The 20,575-nt window shown below is 48.2% G+C and carries 17 protein-coding genes and 1 pseudogene; 11 read left to right on the top strand and 7 right to left on the bottom strand.

The window, feature by feature from the left end; translation table 11 throughout:
* Positions 1 to 13 precede the first annotated feature (13 nt).
* Genes ACUHGC_RS10080 through rnd form a run of 5 tightly spaced genes read left to right on the top strand, consistent with a single transcriptional unit; the run spans position 14 to position 6,168 of the window.
* Positions 14 to 1,945, top strand: a complete 1,932-nt coding sequence (locus ACUHGC_RS10080) for an ATP-dependent DNA helicase (protein ID WP_446833187.1) — start codon at positions 14 to 16, stop codon at positions 1,943 to 1,945.
* Positions 1,942 to 2,664, top strand: a complete 723-nt coding sequence (gene tsaB, locus ACUHGC_RS10075) for a tRNA (adenosine(37)-N6)-threonylcarbamoyltransferase complex dimerization subunit type 1 TsaB (protein ID WP_446833186.1) — start codon at positions 1,942 to 1,944, stop codon at positions 2,662 to 2,664. The genes ACUHGC_RS10080 and tsaB overlap by 4 nt, the downstream gene beginning before the upstream one ends.
* Positions 2,665 to 2,685: 21 nt before the next feature.
* Positions 2,686 to 3,228 carry a Slp family lipoprotein gene (locus ACUHGC_RS10070; protein ID WP_446833185.1) on the top strand — a complete coding sequence of 181 codons (543 nt, stop codon included), beginning with the start codon at positions 2,686 to 2,688 and terminating at the stop codon, positions 3,226 to 3,228.
* Between the two features lie 46 nt (positions 3,229 to 3,274).
* On the top strand, positions 3,275 to 4,966 hold the full coding sequence (gene fadD / locus ACUHGC_RS10065) for a long-chain-fatty-acid--CoA ligase FadD (RefSeq protein ID WP_446833184.1): 1,692 nt from the start codon (positions 3,275 to 3,277) through the stop codon (positions 4,964 to 4,966).
* 23 nt (positions 4,967 to 4,989) lie between these two features.
* Positions 4,990 to 6,168 carry a ribonuclease D gene (gene rnd, locus ACUHGC_RS10060; protein ID WP_446833183.1) on the top strand — a complete coding sequence of 393 codons (1,179 nt, stop codon included), beginning with the start codon at positions 4,990 to 4,992 and terminating at the stop codon, positions 6,166 to 6,168.
* Positions 6,169 to 6,220: 52 nt separating this feature from the next.
* Here the strand turns inward: rnd and sixA are convergent, their stop codons facing one another.
* Positions 6,221 to 6,688: a phosphohistidine phosphatase SixA gene (gene sixA / locus ACUHGC_RS10055; RefSeq protein ID WP_446833182.1), complete on the bottom strand. Its 468-nt coding sequence runs from the start codon at positions 6,686 to 6,688 to the stop codon at positions 6,221 to 6,223.
* A 217-nt stretch (positions 6,689 to 6,905) separates the two neighbouring features.
* On the opposite strand from sixA, the gene pyk reads away from it, so the two are divergent.
* A complete protein-coding gene (gene pyk / locus ACUHGC_RS10050) occupies positions 6,906 to 8,345 on the top strand; it encodes a pyruvate kinase (RefSeq protein ID WP_446833181.1) in 1,440 nt (479 codons plus the stop codon).
* A 102-nt stretch (positions 8,346 to 8,447) separates the two neighbouring features.
* Here pyk and ACUHGC_RS10045 read toward each other — a convergent pair whose 3' ends face one another.
* Both ACUHGC_RS10045 and xthA read right to left on the bottom strand, forming a co-directional pair.
* Positions 8,448 to 9,212 carry a TIGR01619 family protein gene (locus ACUHGC_RS10045; RefSeq protein WP_446833180.1) on the bottom strand — a complete coding sequence of 255 codons (765 nt, stop codon included), beginning with the start codon at positions 9,210 to 9,212 and terminating at the stop codon, positions 8,448 to 8,450.
* Between the two features lie 9 nt (positions 9,213 to 9,221).
* A complete protein-coding gene (gene xthA, locus ACUHGC_RS10040; protein WP_446833179.1) occupies positions 9,222 to 10,025 on the bottom strand; it encodes an exodeoxyribonuclease III in 804 nt (267 codons plus the stop codon).
* Positions 10,026 to 10,181: 156 nt separating this feature from the next.
* On the opposite strand from xthA, the pseudogene ACUHGC_RS10035 reads away from it, so the two are divergent.
* The 4 genes and pseudogenes from ACUHGC_RS10035 to ACUHGC_RS10020 all read left to right on the top strand — a co-directional run.
* Positions 10,182 to 10,901 (top strand): annotated as a pseudogene (locus ACUHGC_RS10035) (hypothetical protein); the annotation flags it as partial.
* A complete protein-coding gene (locus ACUHGC_RS10030) occupies positions 10,893 to 12,005 on the top strand; it encodes a L,D-transpeptidase family protein (RefSeq protein WP_446834887.1) in 1,113 nt (370 codons plus the stop codon). The pseudogene ACUHGC_RS10035 and the gene ACUHGC_RS10030, both read left to right, overlap by 9 nt.
* 165 nt (positions 12,006 to 12,170) lie before the next feature.
* Positions 12,171 to 12,731 (top strand): DUF882 domain-containing protein, encoded by a 561-nt coding sequence (locus ACUHGC_RS10025; RefSeq protein WP_446833178.1) that lies wholly within the window; start codon positions 12,171 to 12,173, stop codon positions 12,729 to 12,731.
* A gap of 27 nt (positions 12,732 to 12,758) precedes the next feature.
* Positions 12,759 to 13,391 (top strand): MBL fold metallo-hydrolase, encoded by a 633-nt coding sequence (locus tag ACUHGC_RS10020; RefSeq protein ID WP_446833177.1) that lies wholly within the window; start codon positions 12,759 to 12,761, stop codon positions 13,389 to 13,391.
* A 64-nt stretch (positions 13,392 to 13,455) separates the two neighbouring features.
* Here ACUHGC_RS10020 and ACUHGC_RS10015 read toward each other — a convergent pair whose 3' ends face one another.
* Positions 13,456 to 14,388, bottom strand: coding sequence for a Kdo(2)-lipid IV(A) acyltransferase (locus ACUHGC_RS10015; RefSeq protein WP_446833176.1), 933 nt, complete (start codon positions 14,386 to 14,388; stop codon positions 13,456 to 13,458).
* 118 nt (positions 14,389 to 14,506) lie between these two features.
* Here ACUHGC_RS10015 and hldE point away from each other — a divergent pair, with 118 nt between their 5' ends.
* The gene (hldE, locus tag ACUHGC_RS10010) at positions 14,507 to 15,934 is read left to right on the top strand and encodes a bifunctional D-glycero-beta-D-manno-heptose-7-phosphate kinase/D-glycero-beta-D-manno-heptose 1-phosphate adenylyltransferase HldE (RefSeq protein WP_446833175.1); all 1,428 of its coding nucleotides are present in this window, start codon (positions 14,507 to 14,509) and stop codon (positions 15,932 to 15,934) included.
* A 27-nt stretch (positions 15,935 to 15,961) separates the two neighbouring features.
* Here hldE and hemH read toward each other — a convergent pair whose 3' ends face one another.
* Genes hemH through ydiJ form a run of 3 tightly spaced genes read right to left on the bottom strand, consistent with a single transcriptional unit; the run spans position 15,962 to position 20,459 of the window.
* Positions 15,962 to 16,918 carry a ferrochelatase gene (gene hemH / locus ACUHGC_RS10005; protein WP_446833174.1) on the bottom strand — a complete coding sequence of 319 codons (957 nt, stop codon included), beginning with the start codon at positions 16,916 to 16,918 and terminating at the stop codon, positions 15,962 to 15,964.
* Positions 16,919 to 16,920: 2 nt separating this feature from the next.
* Positions 16,921 to 17,346, bottom strand: a complete 426-nt coding sequence (locus ACUHGC_RS10000) for a hotdog fold thioesterase (RefSeq protein WP_446833173.1) — start codon at positions 17,344 to 17,346, stop codon at positions 16,921 to 16,923.
* An 11-nt stretch (positions 17,347 to 17,357) separates the two neighbouring features.
* Entirely contained in the window at positions 17,358 to 20,459 is a 3,102-nt protein-coding gene (ydiJ, locus tag ACUHGC_RS09995) for a D-2-hydroxyglutarate dehydrogenase YdiJ (protein ID WP_446833172.1), read from the bottom strand.
* Between the last annotated feature and the right edge of the window lie 116 nt (positions 20,460 to 20,575).

Genomic DNA, 20,575 nt, shown 5'->3' with positions numbered 1-20,575 from the left:
ATAAGAGTAACTTATGAGCCGACAACAGACTGTCACCACCGCCTTTGCCGACGACGGCATTTTAAGCCGTCACATCCGTCAATTTCGTCCGCGCCAAGAACAGGTAGAAATGGCACAGGCGGTCGAACAGGCGATCAACGCGCAAGGACAGCTAGTGATTGAAGCGGGCACCGGCACCGGTAAAACCTTTGCCTACCTTGTGCCTGCAATGTTATCGGGCAAAAAAACCATTATTTCCACGGGGTCAAAAAATCTACAAGATCAACTGTTCAAACGCGATTTGCCGACGATTCAAAAAGCGCTAGGCTATACAGGGAAATTAGCGCTATTAAAAGGGCGCGCGAATTATCTCTGTTTAGAACGGCTAGATAAGCTGATTGCCGACGGCGTGTTGGGCGATAAATCGGTGCTGGCGCAGCTTTCCGTGGTGCGTAAATGGCAAACCGCCACTGAAAACGGCGATTTAAGTGAATGTGCCGATTTAGCCGAAGACAGTCCGTTACTGCCGCAGCTAACCAGCACCACCGAAAGTTGCTTGGGCAGTGATTGTCCCAACTATGCTGAATGTTATGTTTCAAAAGCACGTAAAAAAGCGTTGGATGCCGATCTGGTGGTGGTGAATCATCATCTGTTTTGCGCCGATATGGCGGTGAAAGAAAACGGTTTTGGTGAACTGATTCCCGATGCCAAAATCATTATTTTTGATGAGGCGCATCAGTTGCCCGACACCGCCAGCCAATATTTCGGACAGTTGATCACCTCTCGCCAGCTGTTTGATCTCAGTCGTGATATTAATATTTGCTATCGCACCGAGGTGAAAGATCTGAAGCAGCTCGGCACGGCGGCGGATCATTTGCAAAAAGTGGTGCAAGATTTTCGTTTAATGATGGGCGAGGGCAACCAGCGCGGCAATCTGCGCGAGCTGTTGGCAAGTGCAAATGCGCAAAGTGCGGTTAAACACCTGCAAGAAAATCTGCAATTTGTGCGCGATGTGGTGAAGCTGGCACTGGGGCGCTCACAAACCCTCGACAGTATTTTTGAACGGTTAGAGCAGATTCAAACTCAATTTGAACGTATTTTAGACACCAGCATTACTGGCTATTGCTATTGGTATGAAACCTTTAATCGCCAATTTGGTTTGCATTTAACCCCGCTGACGGTGGCGGATAAATTCGGTGAACAGTTGCAACAACAAAAAGCCGGTTGGATTTTCACTTCTGCCACGTTGGAAGTGGGCGGTAGTTTTGACTTCTTCTGTGAACGTATGGGTATTCAACAGGCGCAGCGCAAAGTGTTGCCGTCGCCGTTTGATTACCCGAAACAGTCGCTGTTGTGCGTGCCACGCTTTTTGCCAAGCAGTAACCAAAAGCAAACTTTGCAAAAACTGGGCGAAATGCTGCTGCCGGTGATTGAAGCCAATCAAGGGCGCTGCTTTTTGCTTTGCACTTCATATTTGATGATGCGCGGGTTGGCGGAATACCTGCGTGAACACAGTGAATTGACCGTGTTGCTGCAAGGGGAAATGGCGAAAGGGCGGTTATTAGACGAATTTGTACAACAAAGCCATGCGGTGTTGGTAGCAACCGCTAGTTTCTGGGAAGGCGTGGATGTGCGTGGTGAGGCACTGTCGTTGGTGATTATCGACAAATTGCCGTTCACCGCACCTGATGAACCGCTGCTAAAAGCCCGAATTGAAGACTGTCGCCTGAAAGGCGGCGATCCGTTTAACCAAGTGCAGTTGCCCAGTGCGGTGATTAGCTTGAAACAAGGCGTGGGGCGCTTGATTCGTGATGTGACCGATCGCGGTGCGATTATTATTTGTGATTCGCGGTTAGTCATGCGACCATACGGAGAAACCTTTTTGAAAAGCCTGCCAAACTCGGCGCGAACCCGCAGTTTAGACAAGGTGATTGACTTTTTACAACAAACAGAAACCGCAACATGAAAGAGATATTTTTAGCATTAGACACCGCGACCGAAGGCTGTTCGGTGGCGCTGTCGTATCACGGCGAGATTTTAGCGCTGGACGAATTTAGCCCGAAAGCACACACTCGCCGCATTTTGCCCATGGTCGACGAACTGCTGGCACAAGCCGGAATCGGTTTGAAACAACTTGATGCGTTAGTGTTCGGGCGAGGACCGGGCAGTTTCACCGGTGTGCGAATCGGCAGCGGCATTGTGCAAGGGCTGGCGCTCGGTGCGGATCTGCCGGTGATTCCGGTGTCTAATTTAACCGCGATGGCACAAGCGGCGTATCAACAGCAGGGTGCAACGCAAGTATTGGCGGCGATTGATGCCCGCATGAGTGAGGTGTATGTTGCGGCGCTTCAATATCAACCGCACTTGCAGGACGATGAGCAGTATGCCGCTTGGCAGCCGCTAATTGATGAGCAAGTGCTATCGCCGGAAGCTGTGTTGCAGCAATTACAAGCGCATGAGTTGCAAAGTGCGGTTTGTGTCGGCACCGGCTGGGCGGCGTATCGGCAATTTGAGCAGGCTAACCTGTTGTTAAAAAAATGTGATATTCTGTTGCCATCGGCACAGTATATGCTGCCGCTGGCACGTCTCGACTGGCAGCAGCAACGTTATTGCAGCGCACTGGAAATTGAGCCGGTGTATCTGCGCAATCAAGTGACTTGGAAAAAATTGCCCGGGCGCGAATAGCTCGGCATTAAGGAGCGTAAGATGAAAAAATTTATCTGGATTCCGTTGGTATTAAGTGCGCTGCTAAGCGGCTGTCAAATCGCGCCGCAGGGGCTGGATCGCGGCGATAACACGTTAATCAGCTATAAACAGCTGGCAAATGCCGATTTTGATTGTCAATGTCAAACCGTGCGTTTGGGCGGCAAAGTGGTGCGAGCTAATGCGCAGCCAAGTTACACCGAAATTGAAGTGCTGAGCATGACGATCGATCGCTTCAGTGCCAAACCGGTGCTCGACAGCAACAGCGACGGGCGTTTTATCGCCAGATTAAACGGCTTTGTTGATCCGTTATCGCTGGAAAAACAATATATTACCGTGAAAGGCATTTTAGACGGCAAACAAAACGGCAAGATCGATCAGGCGGACTATGTTTATCCGTTGATTAAAGCCGAGAATTACCGAATTTGGCAGCAAGTGGTCGAATATTATTACGATGAGGAGTGGTTTGATTATTGGGATTCTTATCGTCGTAGGCATTTTTTCGGCGGCTTCCCAATGTGGAAACCGCGTGCTGCGCTTAGATAAGCGTTTGATAAAACAACAATAAGAACAAGGAATTGTAGAAATCGCTATGGAAAAGATTTGGTTTGATAACTACCCGGAAGGGGCGGAGCGCGTGATTAAAACCGATAAATACCGCTCTTTGCTGGAAATGTTTGAAAATGCAGTGCGTGAGCGCCCTGATCAAGCCGCCTATATCAACATGGGCAAAGTGCTGACCTTCCGCAAATTGGAAGAGCGTAGCCGCGCCTTTGCGGCGTATCTGCAAAATGTGTTGAAGCTGAAAAAAGGTGATCGCGTCGCTTTGATGATGCCGAACTTGCTGCAATATCCGATTGCCCTGTTCGGCGCACTGCGCGCCGGCATGGTGGTGGTGAATGTTAACCCGCTTTATACCCCGCGTGAATTGGAACACCAGCTGCAAGACAGCGGTGCGGTGGCGATCGTGGTGGTGTCTAACTTTGCGGCGACGCTGGAAAGTGTGGTCAACGAAACCGAGGTGAAACACGTTATTCTCACCCGCATGGGCGATCAACTGTCATTCGGCAAGCGCAATCTGGTGAATTTTGTGGTGAAATACATCAAAAAGCTGGTGCCGAAATACAAGCTGCCCGGCGCGGTGACGTTTCGCGAAGTGCTGAGCGTCGGCAAAATGCGGCAATATGTTAAGCCACAGGTTGCGCCGGAAGATTTGGCATTTTTACAATATACCGGCGGCACCACCGGCGTGGCGAAGGGCGCGATGTTGAGCCATAAAAATATTTTAACCAATATTTTTCAGGCTAAATGGGTAGCAAATCCGTTTATCGAGGATTCGATGATCCGCGAAGCGATTATCGCTTTGCCGCTGTATCATGCGTTTGCTTTGATTATCAACTGTTTACTGTTTATCGAATTAGGACTGACCGGTGTTCTGATCACCAATCCGCGCGATATTAACGGCTTTGTTAAAGAGCTGCGTCGTCATCCTTATGTGGCGATCACCGGGGTTAACACCTTGTTTAATGCCTTGCTGAATAACGAAAACTTCAGGGAACTGGATTTTTCCGCCTTGAAACTCTCGGTGGCGGGCGGAATGTCGGTGAATCAAGCGGTGGCGGATCGTTGGCACAAGCTGACCGGCAGCAATATTATCGAAGGTTACGGCATGACCGAGTGCTCGCCGCTCATCGCCGCTTGCCCGCCGCACACCACCGAACACAACGGCAATATCGGCGTGCCGATTCCGAACACCGACATCAAAATCATTAAAGACGACGGCAGCGAAGCGCAGTTGGGCGAGCGCGGCGAGTTGTGGGTGAAAGGTGATCAAGTGATGCAAGGCTATTGGCAGCGTCCGGAAGCGACCGCCGAAGTGCTGAAAGAGGGTTGGTTGGCGACCGGCGATATTGTGGTGATGGGTGAAGATAAAAATCTGAAAATTGTCGATCGCAAAAAGGACATGATCATCGTATCAGGCTTTAATGTCTATCCGAATGAAGTTGAAGACGTGGTAATGCTAAATTATAAAGTGCTGGAAGTGGTGGCGATCGGCGTGCCGGACGCTAATTCCGGCGAAGCGGTCAAAATTTTCGTGGTGAAACGCGATGAAACCTTGACCACTGATGAAGTGCGCAAACATTGCCGCGAACATTTGACCGGCTATAAAATGCCGCGCGAAATCGAATTTCGTGCTGAATTGCCGAAAACCAATGTCGGCAAAATTTTGCGCCGCGTGATCCGCGATGAAGAACTGGCAAAACGTGCCGCAAGCCATGAATAGCCAAGAGTAGAGAGCAACAACCGATGAACCAACAAGCGACAACCGCTGAAGTGCGGTCTGAAAATCCGCACTTAGCGTATGTTTGGGTCGACAACGATCAGCAATTGCAAACCGTCTGCCGACAAGCGCAGCAAAAAGCGGTGGTGGCGCTGGATACCGAGTTTATCCGCACTCGCACTTATTACCCGAAACTGGGTTTGATTCAACTGTATGACGGCGAACAGCTGAGCCTGATTGATCCGCTGTCGATCAGCGATTTATCGCCCTTCAGCGCTTTATTGGCTGATGAACACGTGCTGAAAGTGCTGCACGCCTGCAGCGAGGATTTGGAAGTGTTTCAATGCTACTTCCGTCAGCAGCCGCAGCCGATGATTGACAGCCAGATCATGGCGGATTTTCTGGGTTTTCAGCTGTCGAGTGGTTTTGCCAAACTGGTGAACCACTATTTTGAATTGGCGCTGGACAAAGGCGCATCGCGCACCGATTGGCTAGCGCGTCCGTTATCGGCGCAGCAGCTGCAATATGCGGCTGCCGATGTTTGGTATCTGTTGCCACTATATCAAAAAATGGCGCAGTTATTGGCACAAACCGAGTGGCAAAGTGCGGTCGGGCAAGAGTGCGAATTTTTAATCACACGCGCGGCAGAAATGCCGGATCCGGAAACCGCGTATCTGAAAATCGGCAATGCCTGGCGTTTGCAGGGCGTGCATTTGCTGGCGTTGAAACTGTTGGCGAAATGGCGCTTGAACGTGGCGACCGAACGGGATTTGGCGCTGAATTTTGTGGTGAAAGAGCAGGCGCTGTTTCAAGCGGCGGAAACCTTGCCAAAACACACTTCGGAACTGCTGGATTTAGGCTTTCACCCGAACGAAATCCGAATGCACGGCAAAAAAATTCTGCACATCGTCGCACAGGCACAGAAAGCGGCGGCAGAGGAGTATCCGCAACCAATTGAACAAATCGCCACCTTGCCGCGTTATAAAAACACACTGAAAGGGCTGCAACAGCAATTGAGCGAAATTTGCCCGGCAAATATTGCCAAAGAAAATCTGGCGAGCCGGAAAATGCTGCATCAATTGATTAAATGGGCGTGGGCGGACGACGCGGAGCGCCAATCATCGACACCGCCGCGTTTATTGCAAGGCTGGCGGCAGCCGTATGGCGAACAGCTGCTGGCGAGTTTGAACGCTGCTGAGGCGTAATTAAAACGAAAAAACGGGCGGATCAATCATCAACTGCCCGTTTTTCTTCGGCTTAAATCTCAGGGCGATTACTGCAAATAAATTCGCCTTCTTCTCCCTCCCATTCAATTTCGGCAATTGTGCCGGTGCTGAAGCCGACTTGCTGTGGTGATTCGCAAAGTGCGGTTACCAAGTCTTCAACAAATGGCAAATGGGAAACCATTAATACGTTTTTCACGCCTTCTTTCCATAAGGTGGTTAAATAATCGACTACAATCGTACTGTTGCCGTATGGGGTTATCGCCTCCCAAGTCTCGACTTCTTGCGGTAGGGTTGTACTGGTGTTGCCTGCCAAATGATTATAACTTTGCAGCGCGCGGTTATATGGGCTGACGATCACTTTATCAATATGATTGGCTGCCTCGCTCAACCAAGCCCCCTGTTCTTTGGCTTGCTGAATGCCGTGCAACGTGAGATTGCGTTCTGCATCGCTTCTTGCCACCATTTCAGCCTCGCCGTGGCGCATGATAAAAATTCGCATATAACCTCCGTATTGTTTATTTAACGATGTTTCCTATAGCGATAAGATAACCGTTTGTAATGACAAACAAAACAAAAATTTCCAGTTTGTGATCTCGATCTACATTTAATTTCAGCGTATAATACAGCCAATTTTGTGGTCGGTGGCATTTTATTTTAATGGGTATGTCATTAACCGCACTTTACTCATCAATCACCAATACTTTAGAGGTATGTTCATGTCAAGAAGACTGAGAAGAACGAAAATTGTTTGTACTATGGGTCCGGCAACTGACCGTGATAACAACTTGGAAAAAATTATTGCAGCAGGTGCGAACGTGGTTCGTATGAACTTTTCTCACGGGACTCCTGAAGATCATATCGGTCGTGCCAATAAAGTTCGTGAAGTTGCCAAAAAATTAGGCAAACAAGTTGCGATTCTGGGCGACTTACAAGGGCCTAAAATCCGTGTTTCTACCTTCAAAGACGGCAAAATCTTTCTGAATATCGGTGACAAATTCGTATTGGATGCGGATTTGCCGAAAGGCGAAGGCAACCAAGACGGAGTCGGTTTAGATTATAAAGAATTACCGAAAGACGTCGTGCCGGGCGACATTCTGTTGTTAGACGATGGCCGTGTGCAGCTGAAAGTGTTGTCCACCGAAGGTAATAAAGTTTTCACCGAAGTGACTGTCGGCGGCCCGTTGTCAAACAACAAAGGGATCAACAAACTGGGCGGCGGTTTATCTGCCGATGCGTTAACCCCGAAAGACAAAGCGGATATTATCACCGCCGCGAAAATCGGCGTGGATTATTTGGCGGTTTCTTTCCCACGTAACGGTGCGGATTTGCATTATGCGCGTAAATTGGCGCAAGAAGCTGGTTTAGACGCTAAAATCGTCGCCAAAGTAGAACGCGCAGAAGCGGTTGCGACTGACGAAGCGATGGACGATGTGATTTTAGCATCTGACGTAATCATGGTTGCTCGTGGTGACTTAGGGGTTGAAATCGGCGATCCGGAATTGGTCGGCGTGCAGAAAAAATTAATCCGTCGTTCACGTAAGTTAAACCGCGTGGTGATCACCGCTACTCAAATGATGGAATCGATGATCAGCAACCCAATGCCAACCCGTGCCGAAGTGATGGACGTGGCGAATGCGGTATTGGACGGAACCGATGCGGTGATGTTGTCAGCAGAAACCGCAGCAGGGCAATACCCGGCGGAAACCGTCGCATCCATGGCGAAAGTGTGTCTGGGTGCGGAAAAAATGCCAAGCATCAATGTATCTCGTCACCGCATGGACGGTGTATTCAGCAGTATTGAAGAGTCTGTTGCGATGTCTGCGATGTATGCCGCGAACCACTTAAAAGGCGTGAGTGCAATTATCGCGATGACCAGCTCCGGTCGTACCGCACTTTTAATGTCACGCGTCAGCTCGGGCTTGCCGATTTTCGCATTATCGCGCAACCATAAAGCGTTAAGCTTATCTGCGTTATACCGCGGTGTAACTCCGGTTTATTGCGAAGAAGCCAGCCGCACCGTTGACGGCGCGAAAAACGCGATTGAATTGTTGAAAGAAAAAGGCTATTTGGTATCAGGCGATTTAGTGCTATTAACTCAAGGCGATGAATTGGCGGAAGGCGGCACCAACACTTGCCGTACTTTAGTCGTCGAATAATCGACTGACAGCCTAACAAAGAACCTCTCGACTTGGATAAGCGAGAGGTTTTTTATTGGTATAAAATATGCGTAGCTTAAGGGCGCAATCCGGTGGAAAAAATTAATGTACGGCTTTTTCGCTGGTGCTTAACATTTGGCATTCCCAGCCGTTGTATTCTCCGATGTAGTCTGCCGCTTGCTGCTCAAATTCTTCGACCAAATTGAAAATGGTGTCGTCATCTAATGTGCCTTCTTGCTCAAGCGTCACCATATAAAACGTATCATCTTCATATTGCACCGGATTTTCGGTGTATTTAATATCAAATGTGAGTTGTTGAGCGAAATAATCAATAAATTCTTCCATTTTTTCAATATTATAGAATTGGAATTTATGCGTAATTAGGCGAGGTTTAGACAGATCTTCACCTTCTTGCTGCAATAATGCCAGCGTTTCGGCGGTGGCGTTCAGTTTCATTTCCAGCGGCGAGGGCAGTAGAAAATCATAGTACAGATCACAGTTGGGATCCGATTGTTGGGTCACGTTTTCAATGCCACTAAATCCCAACTCATCAATCAGCGAAGTGAAACTCTCGGCTTCTTTGGTATAAAAATACAGCGTGATATTTTCATCCGAGACGATGTAACCGGCAAACAGGCTGTCGCCAATCGCCATTAACGGTAGCAAAGTTTGCGACAACTGATCCAGATACTGCTGCGAACTTGCCACCGATTTTTCCGTCATCGGAGAAAACGGAATTGAAAAATGCACAACATAGGGGTGTTCATTTTTGTCTAACAGTGCCACGATGGCAAGGTTCACCGAAATAATCGCTTCCTTGTCTTTAAGTGCGGTACGGTAAGTCTGCCAGTTATTGTTCAATTCCATGTGATAGCCTTATTTAAAGAGTGCCCAAACCGGCGCGTGATCCGACGGTTTTTCCATTGCGCGGATCTCTAAATCGATCCCGGTTTCGATACAACGCTGTGCAAGTGCGGTATTGGCTAGAATCAAATCAATACGCAACCCGCGATTATCGTCGAATCCTTTGGAACGATAGTCGAACCAAGAGAATTTATCGTTGCTTTCCGGATTCAGCTGGCGGAAAGTGTCAACCACGCCGAAATCCAACAAGCGCTGCAACCATTCTCGTTCTTCCGGCAGAAATGAACATTTGCCGGTGCGCAGCCAACGTTTGCGATTTTCTTCGCCGATGCCGATGTCTAAATCGGTCGGGCTGATATTCATATCGCCCATGATCACCACTTGATTCTGTTGTGGTAGGTGGTTTTCCAGATAATCCTTTAAGTCGGCATAAAAGCGCGCTTTTGCCGGGAATTTGGTTTCGTGGCTGCGACTTTCGCCTTGTGGAAAATAGCCGTTGATCACTGTGATTATACCGTTTTCGGTGGCGAGATCCGCCATGATAATCCGTTTTTGAGATTCCTCGGTGTCATTCGGAAATCCGCGGCGCACCGCTAATGGCTGTTGTTTGCATAATAAAGCGACGCCATAATGCCCTTTTTGCCCATGGTGAAAAACATGGTAGCCTAAATTTTCCACCAAATGATAAGGAAAATCTTCATCGGCGACTTTGATTTCTTGCAATCCGATAACGTCGGGCTGATGTTTGCTGACAATGGCTTCCAATTGCACAGGTCTTGCTCTTAACCCATTAATATTAAATGATAAAAATTTCATTTGCTGCCTTGAGTGATTTTTAAATACTAAATTTTAACAGAATTTAGGTGAACTGTCTGTGCTACAACTCGATTTTTCAGACGGTAAATTTTTATTTAATCATTTATTTATCTTTGTTAAAATAACGCCAATTTTTTTATATCAAAAGGTTAAAAAATGTTCGTAACTCATACAATGTCCAAAGTGTTACGCCTCTCAGTGATCGGCGCTTTGTTTTGTTCAACCTCAGTATTGGCGGAGCAAAACGCAAAGACGGCCGAATCGGTGCAAATCCCGGAAGTGGTGCCGCAAATGATTCAAGCCGGCGCTGAAGCGCAGCAAGCGGTCAGTGAAGCCGTCAATGAAGCACAACAAGCCGGTACTGAAGTGCAGCAAGCCGCCTCTCAGGCGCAGCAAGTTGTCGAAGAAGCAGTGCAAGCGGTTGATGTCACTGCGCCACAAGATGCTGAAGAGAGCAAAAGTGCGGTAGAAGACGCGACGGAATTGGCTGCTAAACAAGCGGCACAAGAGAAGTTGCAACAGCTGCTGGGCGGAACCAAAGTTCAATTTGAAGTCGCATTAGCGGATTTATATGCCGATAACCAATTTTCGCCTATTTGGGCAGATAAAGCGGCTGAAAAATCTTTCTTACGCCAGTATGTCGTTTGGGTGTTGAGTGGCGTATCGAGTTCCGCAGCGGACACCTTGGCGGCAATCAGCCGTGCGGATAACGACATGGTGCGCGATATTCTGCTGAGCGATGCATTTTTGAACTATCTGCATTATCAAGAGAATGTCAGAAAATCATCAACCAAATGGTTATACGGCAACAGCGGCTATAAAGCGAATTTGCCGAGCCAAGCAAAATTGCAATCTTGGAAACAAGCGGTGGCAGACGGGCAATTGAACGCATTCGTGCAGAAATTGGCTTCAAGCAACAGCCGTTATAAGCAAACGGTGGACAAAGTGCTGCAATCGCTGCCGGACAGCATCGGTACTTCGGTTAGCGTTAGCGAAACATTGAAACCGGGCGCGCAATCTGCGGATGTGAAAAACCTGGTCACAATTTTGAAAGGCAAAGGCTTCTTAAGTGCGGGTTACAGCAGTTCGGTGTATGATGATGAATTACTCGCGGCGGTGAAACAATTCCAAGCGGAAAACGGTTTGACCGCCGACGGGATTGTCGGGGCTGGTACGCGCAATGTATTAAACCAAAATTTAACCAGTAATTTGTATAAATTATCGATTAACGCTCAGCGTTTAAGTGTATTACCGAATGAAACCAACGGTATTTTCGTGAATATTCCAACCTATAAACTGTATTACTATCGTAACGGCAAATTGGTATTGGATTCTAAAGTGATCGTCGGTAAAAAAGATCGCCCTACGCCGGTGATGTCGAGCCGCTTAAGCAACGTGGTGGTGAACCCGCCTTGGAATGCGCCAACGCGTAATATCAACCAAGATATTATTCCAAAAGTCCGCCAAGATCCGAGTTATATCTACCGTAAAGGCTACACGATTATCGACGGCAAAGGACGTACCATCGATCCGTACACCATCGACTGGGAAAATATGACGGCGAAAAACTTCCCGTACCGTCTGCGTCAAGCACCGGGCGGCGATAGCGCGTTAGGGAATTATAAATTCAATATGCCGAGCAGCGATGCAATTTATTTGCATGACACCCCGTCCAGAGGACTGTTCGGACGCAATGATCGCGCATTAAGTTCCGGCTGTGTACGCGTGCACAAATCCGATGAGTTGGCGAGCCTGTTGCTGCAAGAAAACGGCTGGAGCCATGAGCGCAAACAACAAGTGCTTGCCAGTAAAAAAACCACTTCGGCAAACCTGAGCAAACGTGATGATGTGTACTTGTATTATGTCACAGCTTGGGTTGATAACGGTAAAATTCATACCGCGCCGGACATTTATGGCCACGATAAAAAATTGGCAAAAACCGATGTCAATTGGAAAAATGTGAAGCAAGCCTTGTTCTAAATCGACAAAATTGTTATATATATCGCAAAATTATAAAAAAGCTATTGATTAATAGCTTTTTTTATGTTTTTCTAGCGCAAATTTGTGAACAAATGAACTTGTTTTGTTTTTTGCAGTCGAAAAAGAGATCCAATTCACTATTTTATTTAAACGAATACAACAACTATGACTGAAATCAACAACTCGCGCCGCAAATGGCTGGCATTAGGCGGGATCGTATTAGGCGCTTCGCTATTACCGGCAGAGGTTCTTGCCGCGGTTTCTACCCCCAAGCCAAGGGTACTGACCTTTCGAAATATTAACACCGGCGAACGCCTCACTTCCAGTTTAAAAAACGGTCAAATTGCCACTAGCACCGATTTAAAAAAATTAGATCACTTATTGCGTGATCGTCGCAGTCAAAAAGTCCACCGTATTGCTCCTCAGCTGTTCAGTAAACTTTATCAAATTCAAGGAAATTTAGGTTTGCGGAATACCGAAATTCAAATTATTTGCGGCTATCGTGCGCCGACCACAAACGCAGCAATGAGCGCTCGCAGTCGTGGCGTGGCGAAAAACAGCTATCACACCCGCGGCGAAGCGATTGATTTTCGGATTGACGGCGTGTCGTTGGCGAACGTACGCAAAGCCGCGACTAACTTGAATAACGGCGGTGTCGGCTATTATCCGCGCAGCAACTTTGTGCATATTGATATCGGTCCGAACCGCACTTGGCGAGGCAGTTGATTTTAGCTTGCCGAGTAAGGGATAAGAATGAATGTTGAGATTATTCCGGTAACCGCTTTTCAGCAAAATTGCTCGGTTATTTGGGACGAACAAAAAAATGCGGCGATTATCGATCCCGGCGGGGAAGCGGAAAAGCTGATTCGGTTTATTGAAGAAAACGAATTGCAGTTACAGAAAATTCTGCTCACCCACGGGCATTTGGATCATGTCGGCGCGGCGGAAAAATTGAAACAGCATTTCCAAGTAGAGATCTACGGACCGCACTTGAACGATAAATTTCTGTTTGATTCGCTGCCGGAGCAGTCGCGTCGTTTCGGTTTATTTGAGGCGGAAGTATTTTATCCGGATCACTGGCTGAATGAGGAAGGGCAAGTGGTAACACTTGGCGATATTCAATTTGAAGTGCTGTATTTGCCGGGACACACGCCGGGGCATGTCGGTTTTATTGAACATCAAAAAAAGATAGCGTTCACGGGTGATGTGTTGTTTTATAGCAGTGTCGGGCGCACCGATTTTCCGCGCGGTGATCATCAACAATTATTATCCTCGATCCGAGAAAAATTGTTTGCACTAGATGATGAGATGATTATTGTTGCCGGACACGGTTCCGCCACTAAAATCGGCATTGAAAAACAGAGCAATCCGTTTTTGCAGGACTAATACTTAGTTCCAGAAACAATAAAACCCGCTGTGAGAGCGGGTTTTATTTTGTCTATATGTCAGATTAATAGAGCGACGGATCACTTTCATTTGGGCGGGTTTTGAAGCGGCGGTGCAGCCACATATATTGCTCGACGCCTTTCAAAATTTCTTTTTCCACCAGTTTATTCATCAGCTGTGCAATTTCAGTTTTATCCGGCACGGCAGGGAAAACGAAAGGATTGGAAATTGAAACGTGATAGCCTGAGCCGTCGGTTTTTCGCAGTGGGGCAAACGGCACAATTTTGGCTTTCGGCGATGATTTCAATAAGTAATACGAACCGGTGGTAGTGGCGGCATTTTCCACCGCAAAAAACGGCACGAAAACAGAGTTTTTACGCCCGTAATCATGGTCCGGTGCATACCAAATCGTATCATCGGCTTTCAGCGCACGGATCATACCGCGCAGGTCTTTGCGATCAAGCAGGGCTTTATTTGAACGCAACCGACCATAATATTGCACCCAGTCAAACACCGGATTGTCATTCGGGCGATAGACCCCAATGCCGGGATGGTATAAACCGATGACGCGCGCCCCCAGTTCCAAGGTTAAAAAATGCACGCCGACCAGAATGATCCCTTGCTCGCCATGATTGCGCAAATGCTCTTCGCCGCTGATGGAACACCATTTTTTAATTCGTTTATCTGACCAAAACCACGCCATGCCGGTTTCGATGATCCCCATGCCAACCGAACGCAAATTTTGTTGTAAAATGGCTTCACGTTGCTGTTCGGTTTTTTCCGGAAAGCAGAGTTCCAGATTGCGACGCGCGATTTTCGCCCGTTTTTTACCAACACTTAAATTGGCAAATAACCAACCGAGCGAGGTGCCAATTTTGAGCAGAATCGGGTAGGGCAATAGCAGAATCAGACGAAAAAAGCCAAGTCCTAGCCAAAAAAGCCAATGCTTAGGATGTAAAAATGCGGGTTGAAACTGTGGGCGCTGATCTGTTGCCATCGGTTGTTCCTGAGTTAATCCTATTTCAATATGGTTATTTGCTGACGGTTCAGCCGCATAGTTTAACGGAAAAACAATTTTTATGATAGAATCACGAAAATTTTCTCAGGAGTACGCTATGACGCAATATTCAACTCAATTCCAACAAGCCAAAGTCGTGGTGCTTGGCGACGTGATGCTGGATCGTTACTGGTTCGGCGCAACCAACCGCATCTCGCCGGAAGCGCCGGTGCCGGTGGTGCGGGTGCAAAATAACGAAGAACGTGCCGGCGGTGCTGCCAACGTGGCGATGAATATCGCGAGTTTGAATGTGCCGGTCACGCTGTTAGGCTTGATTGGAAAAGATGAAGCGGGCAGTGCACTGGAAAACATGTTACAGCAGCAGAACATCGCTTGCGATTTTGCCGCATTGGACACTCATCCTACTATCACCAAATTGCGTATTTTATCACGTCATCAGCAATTATTGCGCTTAGATTTTGAAGAAAACTTCCATGATGTGCAAAGTGCGGTTTTATTGGCGAAACTGCAAACCGCGATTGCTGATTGCGGCGCATTGATTTTGTCCGATTACGGTAAAGGCACCTTGAACGATGTACAACAGATGATTCAGATCGCACGCGCGGCAAATGTGCCGGTGTTGATTGATCCGAAAGGCACGGATTTTGAACGTTATCGTGGTGCGACGTTATTAACACCAAATTTATCGGAGTTTGAAGCGGTGGTCGGGCAGTGTGCCGACGATCAGGCGATTTTCGAAAAAGGCTTAAAACTGATTGCGGAATATGAATTAGAGGCGCTGTTGGTAACTCGTTCCGAAAAAGGCATGACGTTGTTGCGTCCAAACAACGAACCGTATCATCTGCCGACCGAAGCGAAAGAAGTGTTCGACGTGACCGGCGCAGGCGACACGGTGATTAGCCTGCTGGCAACCGCGATCGCCGACGGTCGCAGCATGGAAGAAGCGTGCTATTTGGCAAATGTTGCCGCAGGCATCGTGGTCGGCAAGCTAGGTACTTCCACCGTGACGCCGGTTGAGCTGGAAAATGCGATTCATCACCGCGACGAAATCGGCTTCGGCATTATGGACGAAGTGCGGTTGAAAGAGGTGGTGGCGCAAGCCAAAGCGCGCGGTGAAAAGATTGTGATGACCAACGGCTGTTTCGATATTTTGCACCCGGGGCACGTCTCCTATCTGGAAAACGCCCGCAAACTGGGCGATCGCTTAATTGTCGCGGTTAATTCCGATGATTCGGTGAAACGTTTAAAAGGCGAAAGCCGCCCGATTAACCCGTTGATCGCCCGCATGGCAGTGCTTGCCGGATTATCATCGGTGGATTGGGTGGTCGAATTTCAGGAAGATACGCCGCAGCGTTTAATCGGCGAAGTGTTGCCGGATTTATTGGTGAAAGGCGGGGACTATAAAGCCGATGAAATTGCCGGCAGCCAAGAAGTGTGGGCAAACGGCGGCGAAGTGCGGGTGCTGAATTTTGAAAACGGCTATTCAACCAGCAGCGTGGTGAAAAAGATTCAACAATTGGGTTAAGTTACTCGATTAAAACGGAAAGTGCGGTTAGAACCGCACTTCAATCAAATTCGCCAACAACTGAATGTGATCATCGCTGTCATTCAATGCCGGAATGTAGCGGTAGGATTCACCGCCATGCTGTAAAAAGACCTCACGATTCTCTTCAGCAATTTCTTCTAAGGTTTCCAAGCAATCCACGGCAAATCCGGGGCACGCCACCACCATTTTTTTCGCTGATTTGGCAAGGTTTTCCAGTGTCTCATCGGTGTATGGTTGCAACCAAGGCTCTTTGCCGAAGCGGGATTGAAAGCTGACCAGCCATTGTTGTTCGTTCAAGCCCAGTTGTTGTGCCACTAGAAGTGCGGTTTGGCGGCAGTGTTCGGCATAATAATCGCCCTCTTGTTGATAGCGTTCCGGAATGCCGTGGAAAGAGAACAGCAGAAATTCATCGGCTTGCAACGTCGGGCGAATGCTGTTGGCAAGCGCATGAATATACAACGGGTGCTGATAATAGTGATGAATAAAATCAATTTCCGGCATCGCACGGTGTTTTTTCAGTGCCGCCGCAAACGCATCAAATACACTGGCGGTGGTTGTGCTGCTGTATTGCGGATAGAGCGGTAAGACAATCAGTTTTTGCACGCCTTGCGCAATAAGAGAGTCAACCGCACTTTGCATTGACGGTTCGCCGTAGGTCATCGCCAGTTCAATCAGCAGGTTGTCATGACGGCTGAAATGGTTGCGCAGTTTGGCAACTTGCCGCTGTCCGATAGCCAAGAGCGGTGAGCCTTGCTCCGTCCAGATAGTTTGATACAGTTTTGCCACACGCGGCGAGCGTTTCGGCAGGATTAAACCGTTTAAAATCAGCGACCACTGAAAACGTGGTAGATCAATCACGCGCGGATCAGACAAAAATTGCTTTAAGTAACGTTTGACCGCAGGCGTAGTCGGGGCGCTGGGGGTGCCGAGATTAACCAGTAAGACGCCGATTTTATTATTCATGTTTATCCTTGTTTATTCACCACTGCCAACGTTAAACGTGCGGTGCAGCAGAGTTGTAATTGTTGATCGTACAGATTCACCAGCCACACTTGTGTTGTTTTGCCTAAACGCGCCGGGGTTGCGCGCGCGGTGACGGTGTTACCTTTTTTCACCGGGCGTAAATGGCTGGCGTTTATTTCGGTGCCGACCACAAAAAAATCGTCAGCAACACAACAAAAGCCGGCAAGTGAGCCGACCGTTTCGGCTAAAGTAGCCGAAATGCCGCCGTGTAAATAGCCCATCGGCTGGCAGCTACGTTCGTCTACCGTGAGCGTGGCCTCCAACCAATCATTGCCTTGCGCACTGAATGTGATGCCTAAGTGGCTGACCGCACTATTGTCGCAAAATTGGTTGAGTTGTTGCAATGTCAGCGGCTTCTTCCAAATCATGTTATTTCCTATTATTTAGATAGAGAGGGTTTAGATAGCGACGGTTTAAATAGCGACAGCAAAGCCTGAACAGGGTGCTTCGGCTGCCAGTTTGCCATGCGTTTTACTTGGCTGCGGCAGGAATAGCCGGTTGCCAAGCAGTATTGCGGATCGTATTGTTCCAGTTTTTGCTGCCACGACAACTCATAGATCGCTTTTGACATCGCCAAATGTTGGGTTTCGTGTCCAAACGTACCCGCCATGCCGCAGCAGCCGACCGTTTCGCCGACCAGCGTTTGACCGAAATGGGCAAAAATGGTTTGCCACTGTTTCGGGCTGTTCGGCAGAGCAGTGGCTTCGGTGCAGTGTGGGAACAGATGCCAAGTGCGGTTCTCAGGCTGTTGCTGTTCAACTGCGGTTGGCAATTTGCCGTGATCGAGTTGTTGTAATAACCATTCATGGGCGGTTAAGACATGAAACGCATTTTGCTGTTGCAGAATCTCCGGATATTCCTCACGATAGGACAGCACAATTGCCGGATCAACCCCGACCAGCGGCATCTCTAACGCCGCCAAACGACTTAAAAAGTCGGCTTGATTGCGTGCGGTTTTAGCGAAACGGGTTAAAAAGCCTTTAATATGTTGCGCCTTGCCGTTCGGTTTAAACGGCAGCACAATTGGTTTAAAGCCCAATTTTTGGCTTAATTCCACAAAATCCGCCACCACTTTGGCATCATAAAAGGAGGTAAACGGATCTTGCACAATCAGCAAGGTTTGGCTTTTTTCCGTTGGAGTTAATTTTTCCAATTGTTCAAGCGAACCGCCCTGATAGCCGATTTCGACCAGTTGCTGTTGCAGTGATGGGCTGCTCAAGTGCGGTAAGTCGACCATGCCGAGGGTTTTTTCCGCCAGATAACTGCTGATTTTGCTATCGGTCAACAGATTGAAGAAACGGGGTGCTTTCGCCATCAGTGGCGCAACATATTCGACATTCGACACCACATAATCTTTTAATGGGCGCAAATAGCGGCTGTGATAGGCGTGGTTGAATTGCGCACGGAAAGTCGGCACGTCAATTTTAATCGGGCATTGGCTGGCGCAGACTTTACAGGCAAGGCAGGTATCCATTGCGGCTTTCACTTCGTGCGAAAAGTCATATTCGCCCTGTCTTTTGCGCCAGCTGTTACGCACTTTTGCCACTAAATCGGTCAGTTTCACATTTTGCGCTTGGCGGAAATCTAAGGCTTCAGGCGAGACCTGTTGTTCGGTCAATAAGCGCAACCACTCTCGCACCAATGCCGCTCGCCCTTTCGGGGAGAAAGTGCGGTCTCGGCTGATTTTCATTGACGGGCACATGGTGCTGTGCACGTCAAAATTAAAGCATAAGCCGTTGCCGTTGCAATTTAGCGCACCTTGAAAATCTTCACGCAGCTTAATCGGAATTTGGCGATCAAAATCCGCCCGCATGGTGGAAGTGATCGGATAGAGCTCGGCATCGGATTCCAACGGAGTGCAAATTTTGCCCGGATTCAGACGGTTTTGCGGATCAAACAGACGTTTAATGTAGCGCAGCTCACGCCACAAGGCTTCGCCAAAGAAGCGTTCGCCGTAATAGGAGCGCATACCTTTGCCGTGTTCACCCCAGATTAGGCCGCCGTATTTGGCGGTCAGCTCCACCACGTGATCGGAAATGGTTTTGAACAGTTTCACCTGCTCCGGATCGCATAAATCCAATGCCGGACGAACGTGTAACACACCGGCATCGACATGACCAAACATACCGTAGTTCAAGCCGTGTTGATCCAACAATGCACGAAATTCGGTGATATAGTCGGCTAAATGTGCCGGCGGCACGCAGGTGTCTTCCACAAACGGAATCGGCTTTGCCGCCCCTTTGGCATTGCCGAGCAAGCCAACGGCTTTTTTGCGCATCGCATAAATTTTCAGAATCGAATCTAGATCCTCACACACTTGATAGCCGATAATCCCATCTTGTTGTGCGGCGATGCGTTCGTCCAGCAGCTTGCAAAGTGCGGTTACCCGTTTGCTGACCGCACTTGGTTGTTGTCCGGCAAACTCAACGATATTCAAACCCAAAATCGGATTGTCGGCGTGTTCCTCTAATAAATCACTCACCGAATGCCAGATAATATCCTGCTTGGCAAGATTCAACACGGTTGAGTCAACAGTTTCGACCGACAGCGCATTGGCTTGCAACATCAGCGGCGCATTGCGCAGGGCGGCATCGAACGAACGATATTTAATGTTAATCAGGGTGCGGGCTTTCGGCAGCGGCAATAGATTGAGTTTGGCTTCGCAAATAAATGCCAATGAGCCTTCCGAACCGGTTAAAATGCGGCTTAAATTAAAACGGCTTAAATCCTCATTAAATACGTTTTTCAGATCATAGCCGGTCAGAAAACGATTAAGCTGTGGCAAATCGGATAAAATCGCCGTGCGATTCTGCTTACAGCGTTGATAAACCTCTTGGTGCAGCCGTTGAGCCTGTGCTTGTAACCCAGCATCGCCTTGCTCCAACGCCTGGCTGTCGAGGCTGTCGGTTTGCAAAATCTCACCATTGATCAGCACCGATTTCAATCCCAATACATGATCGGAGGTTTTGCCGTACTGTAACGAACCTTGCCCCGAGGCATCGGTGTTGATCATCCCGCCGATGGTGGCGCGATTGCTGGTCGAGAGCTCGGGCGAGAAAAACAGCCCGTAAGGTTTCAAATAGTGATTCAACTGATCTTTAACCACGCCGGATTGCACCCGCACCCAACGCTGTTCCACGTTGATTTCCAAAATTTGATTCATATGGCGTGACAGATCGACAATAATATTGTTATTCAGTGCTTGCCCGTTGGTGCCGGTGCCGGTGCCGCGCGGGGTGAAAGTGAGGCTTTGATAGGCTTCACGCTGCGCCAATTTGGTCAATCTGACCACATCTGCGAGGTTTTTCGGAAATAAAATCGCTTGCGGCAGCTGCTGATAAACACTGTTGTCGGTTGCCAAACTCAGGCGTGCGGCGTAACTCGATTCAATATCACCCTCAAAATGCTGTTGTTTGAGTTCATCTAAATAGCGAAGTGCGGTTTGATTTAGTTGTGGAGTGGTGTGTAAACGCGGCAGCATGATAGAACGTCCGAAATTGAAAATTAAATTTATAGGAAAAATATTTTAACATATCTATTGGACGAAAAAAGCGTAAAAAAGACGCGGCAAAAATAAAAAATCATTACTTAAGTAAC

It is taken from the genome of Testudinibacter sp. P27/CKL/0425, assembly GCF_052931395.1.
This window is presented reverse-complemented; position numbering and strand designations above follow the sequence as displayed.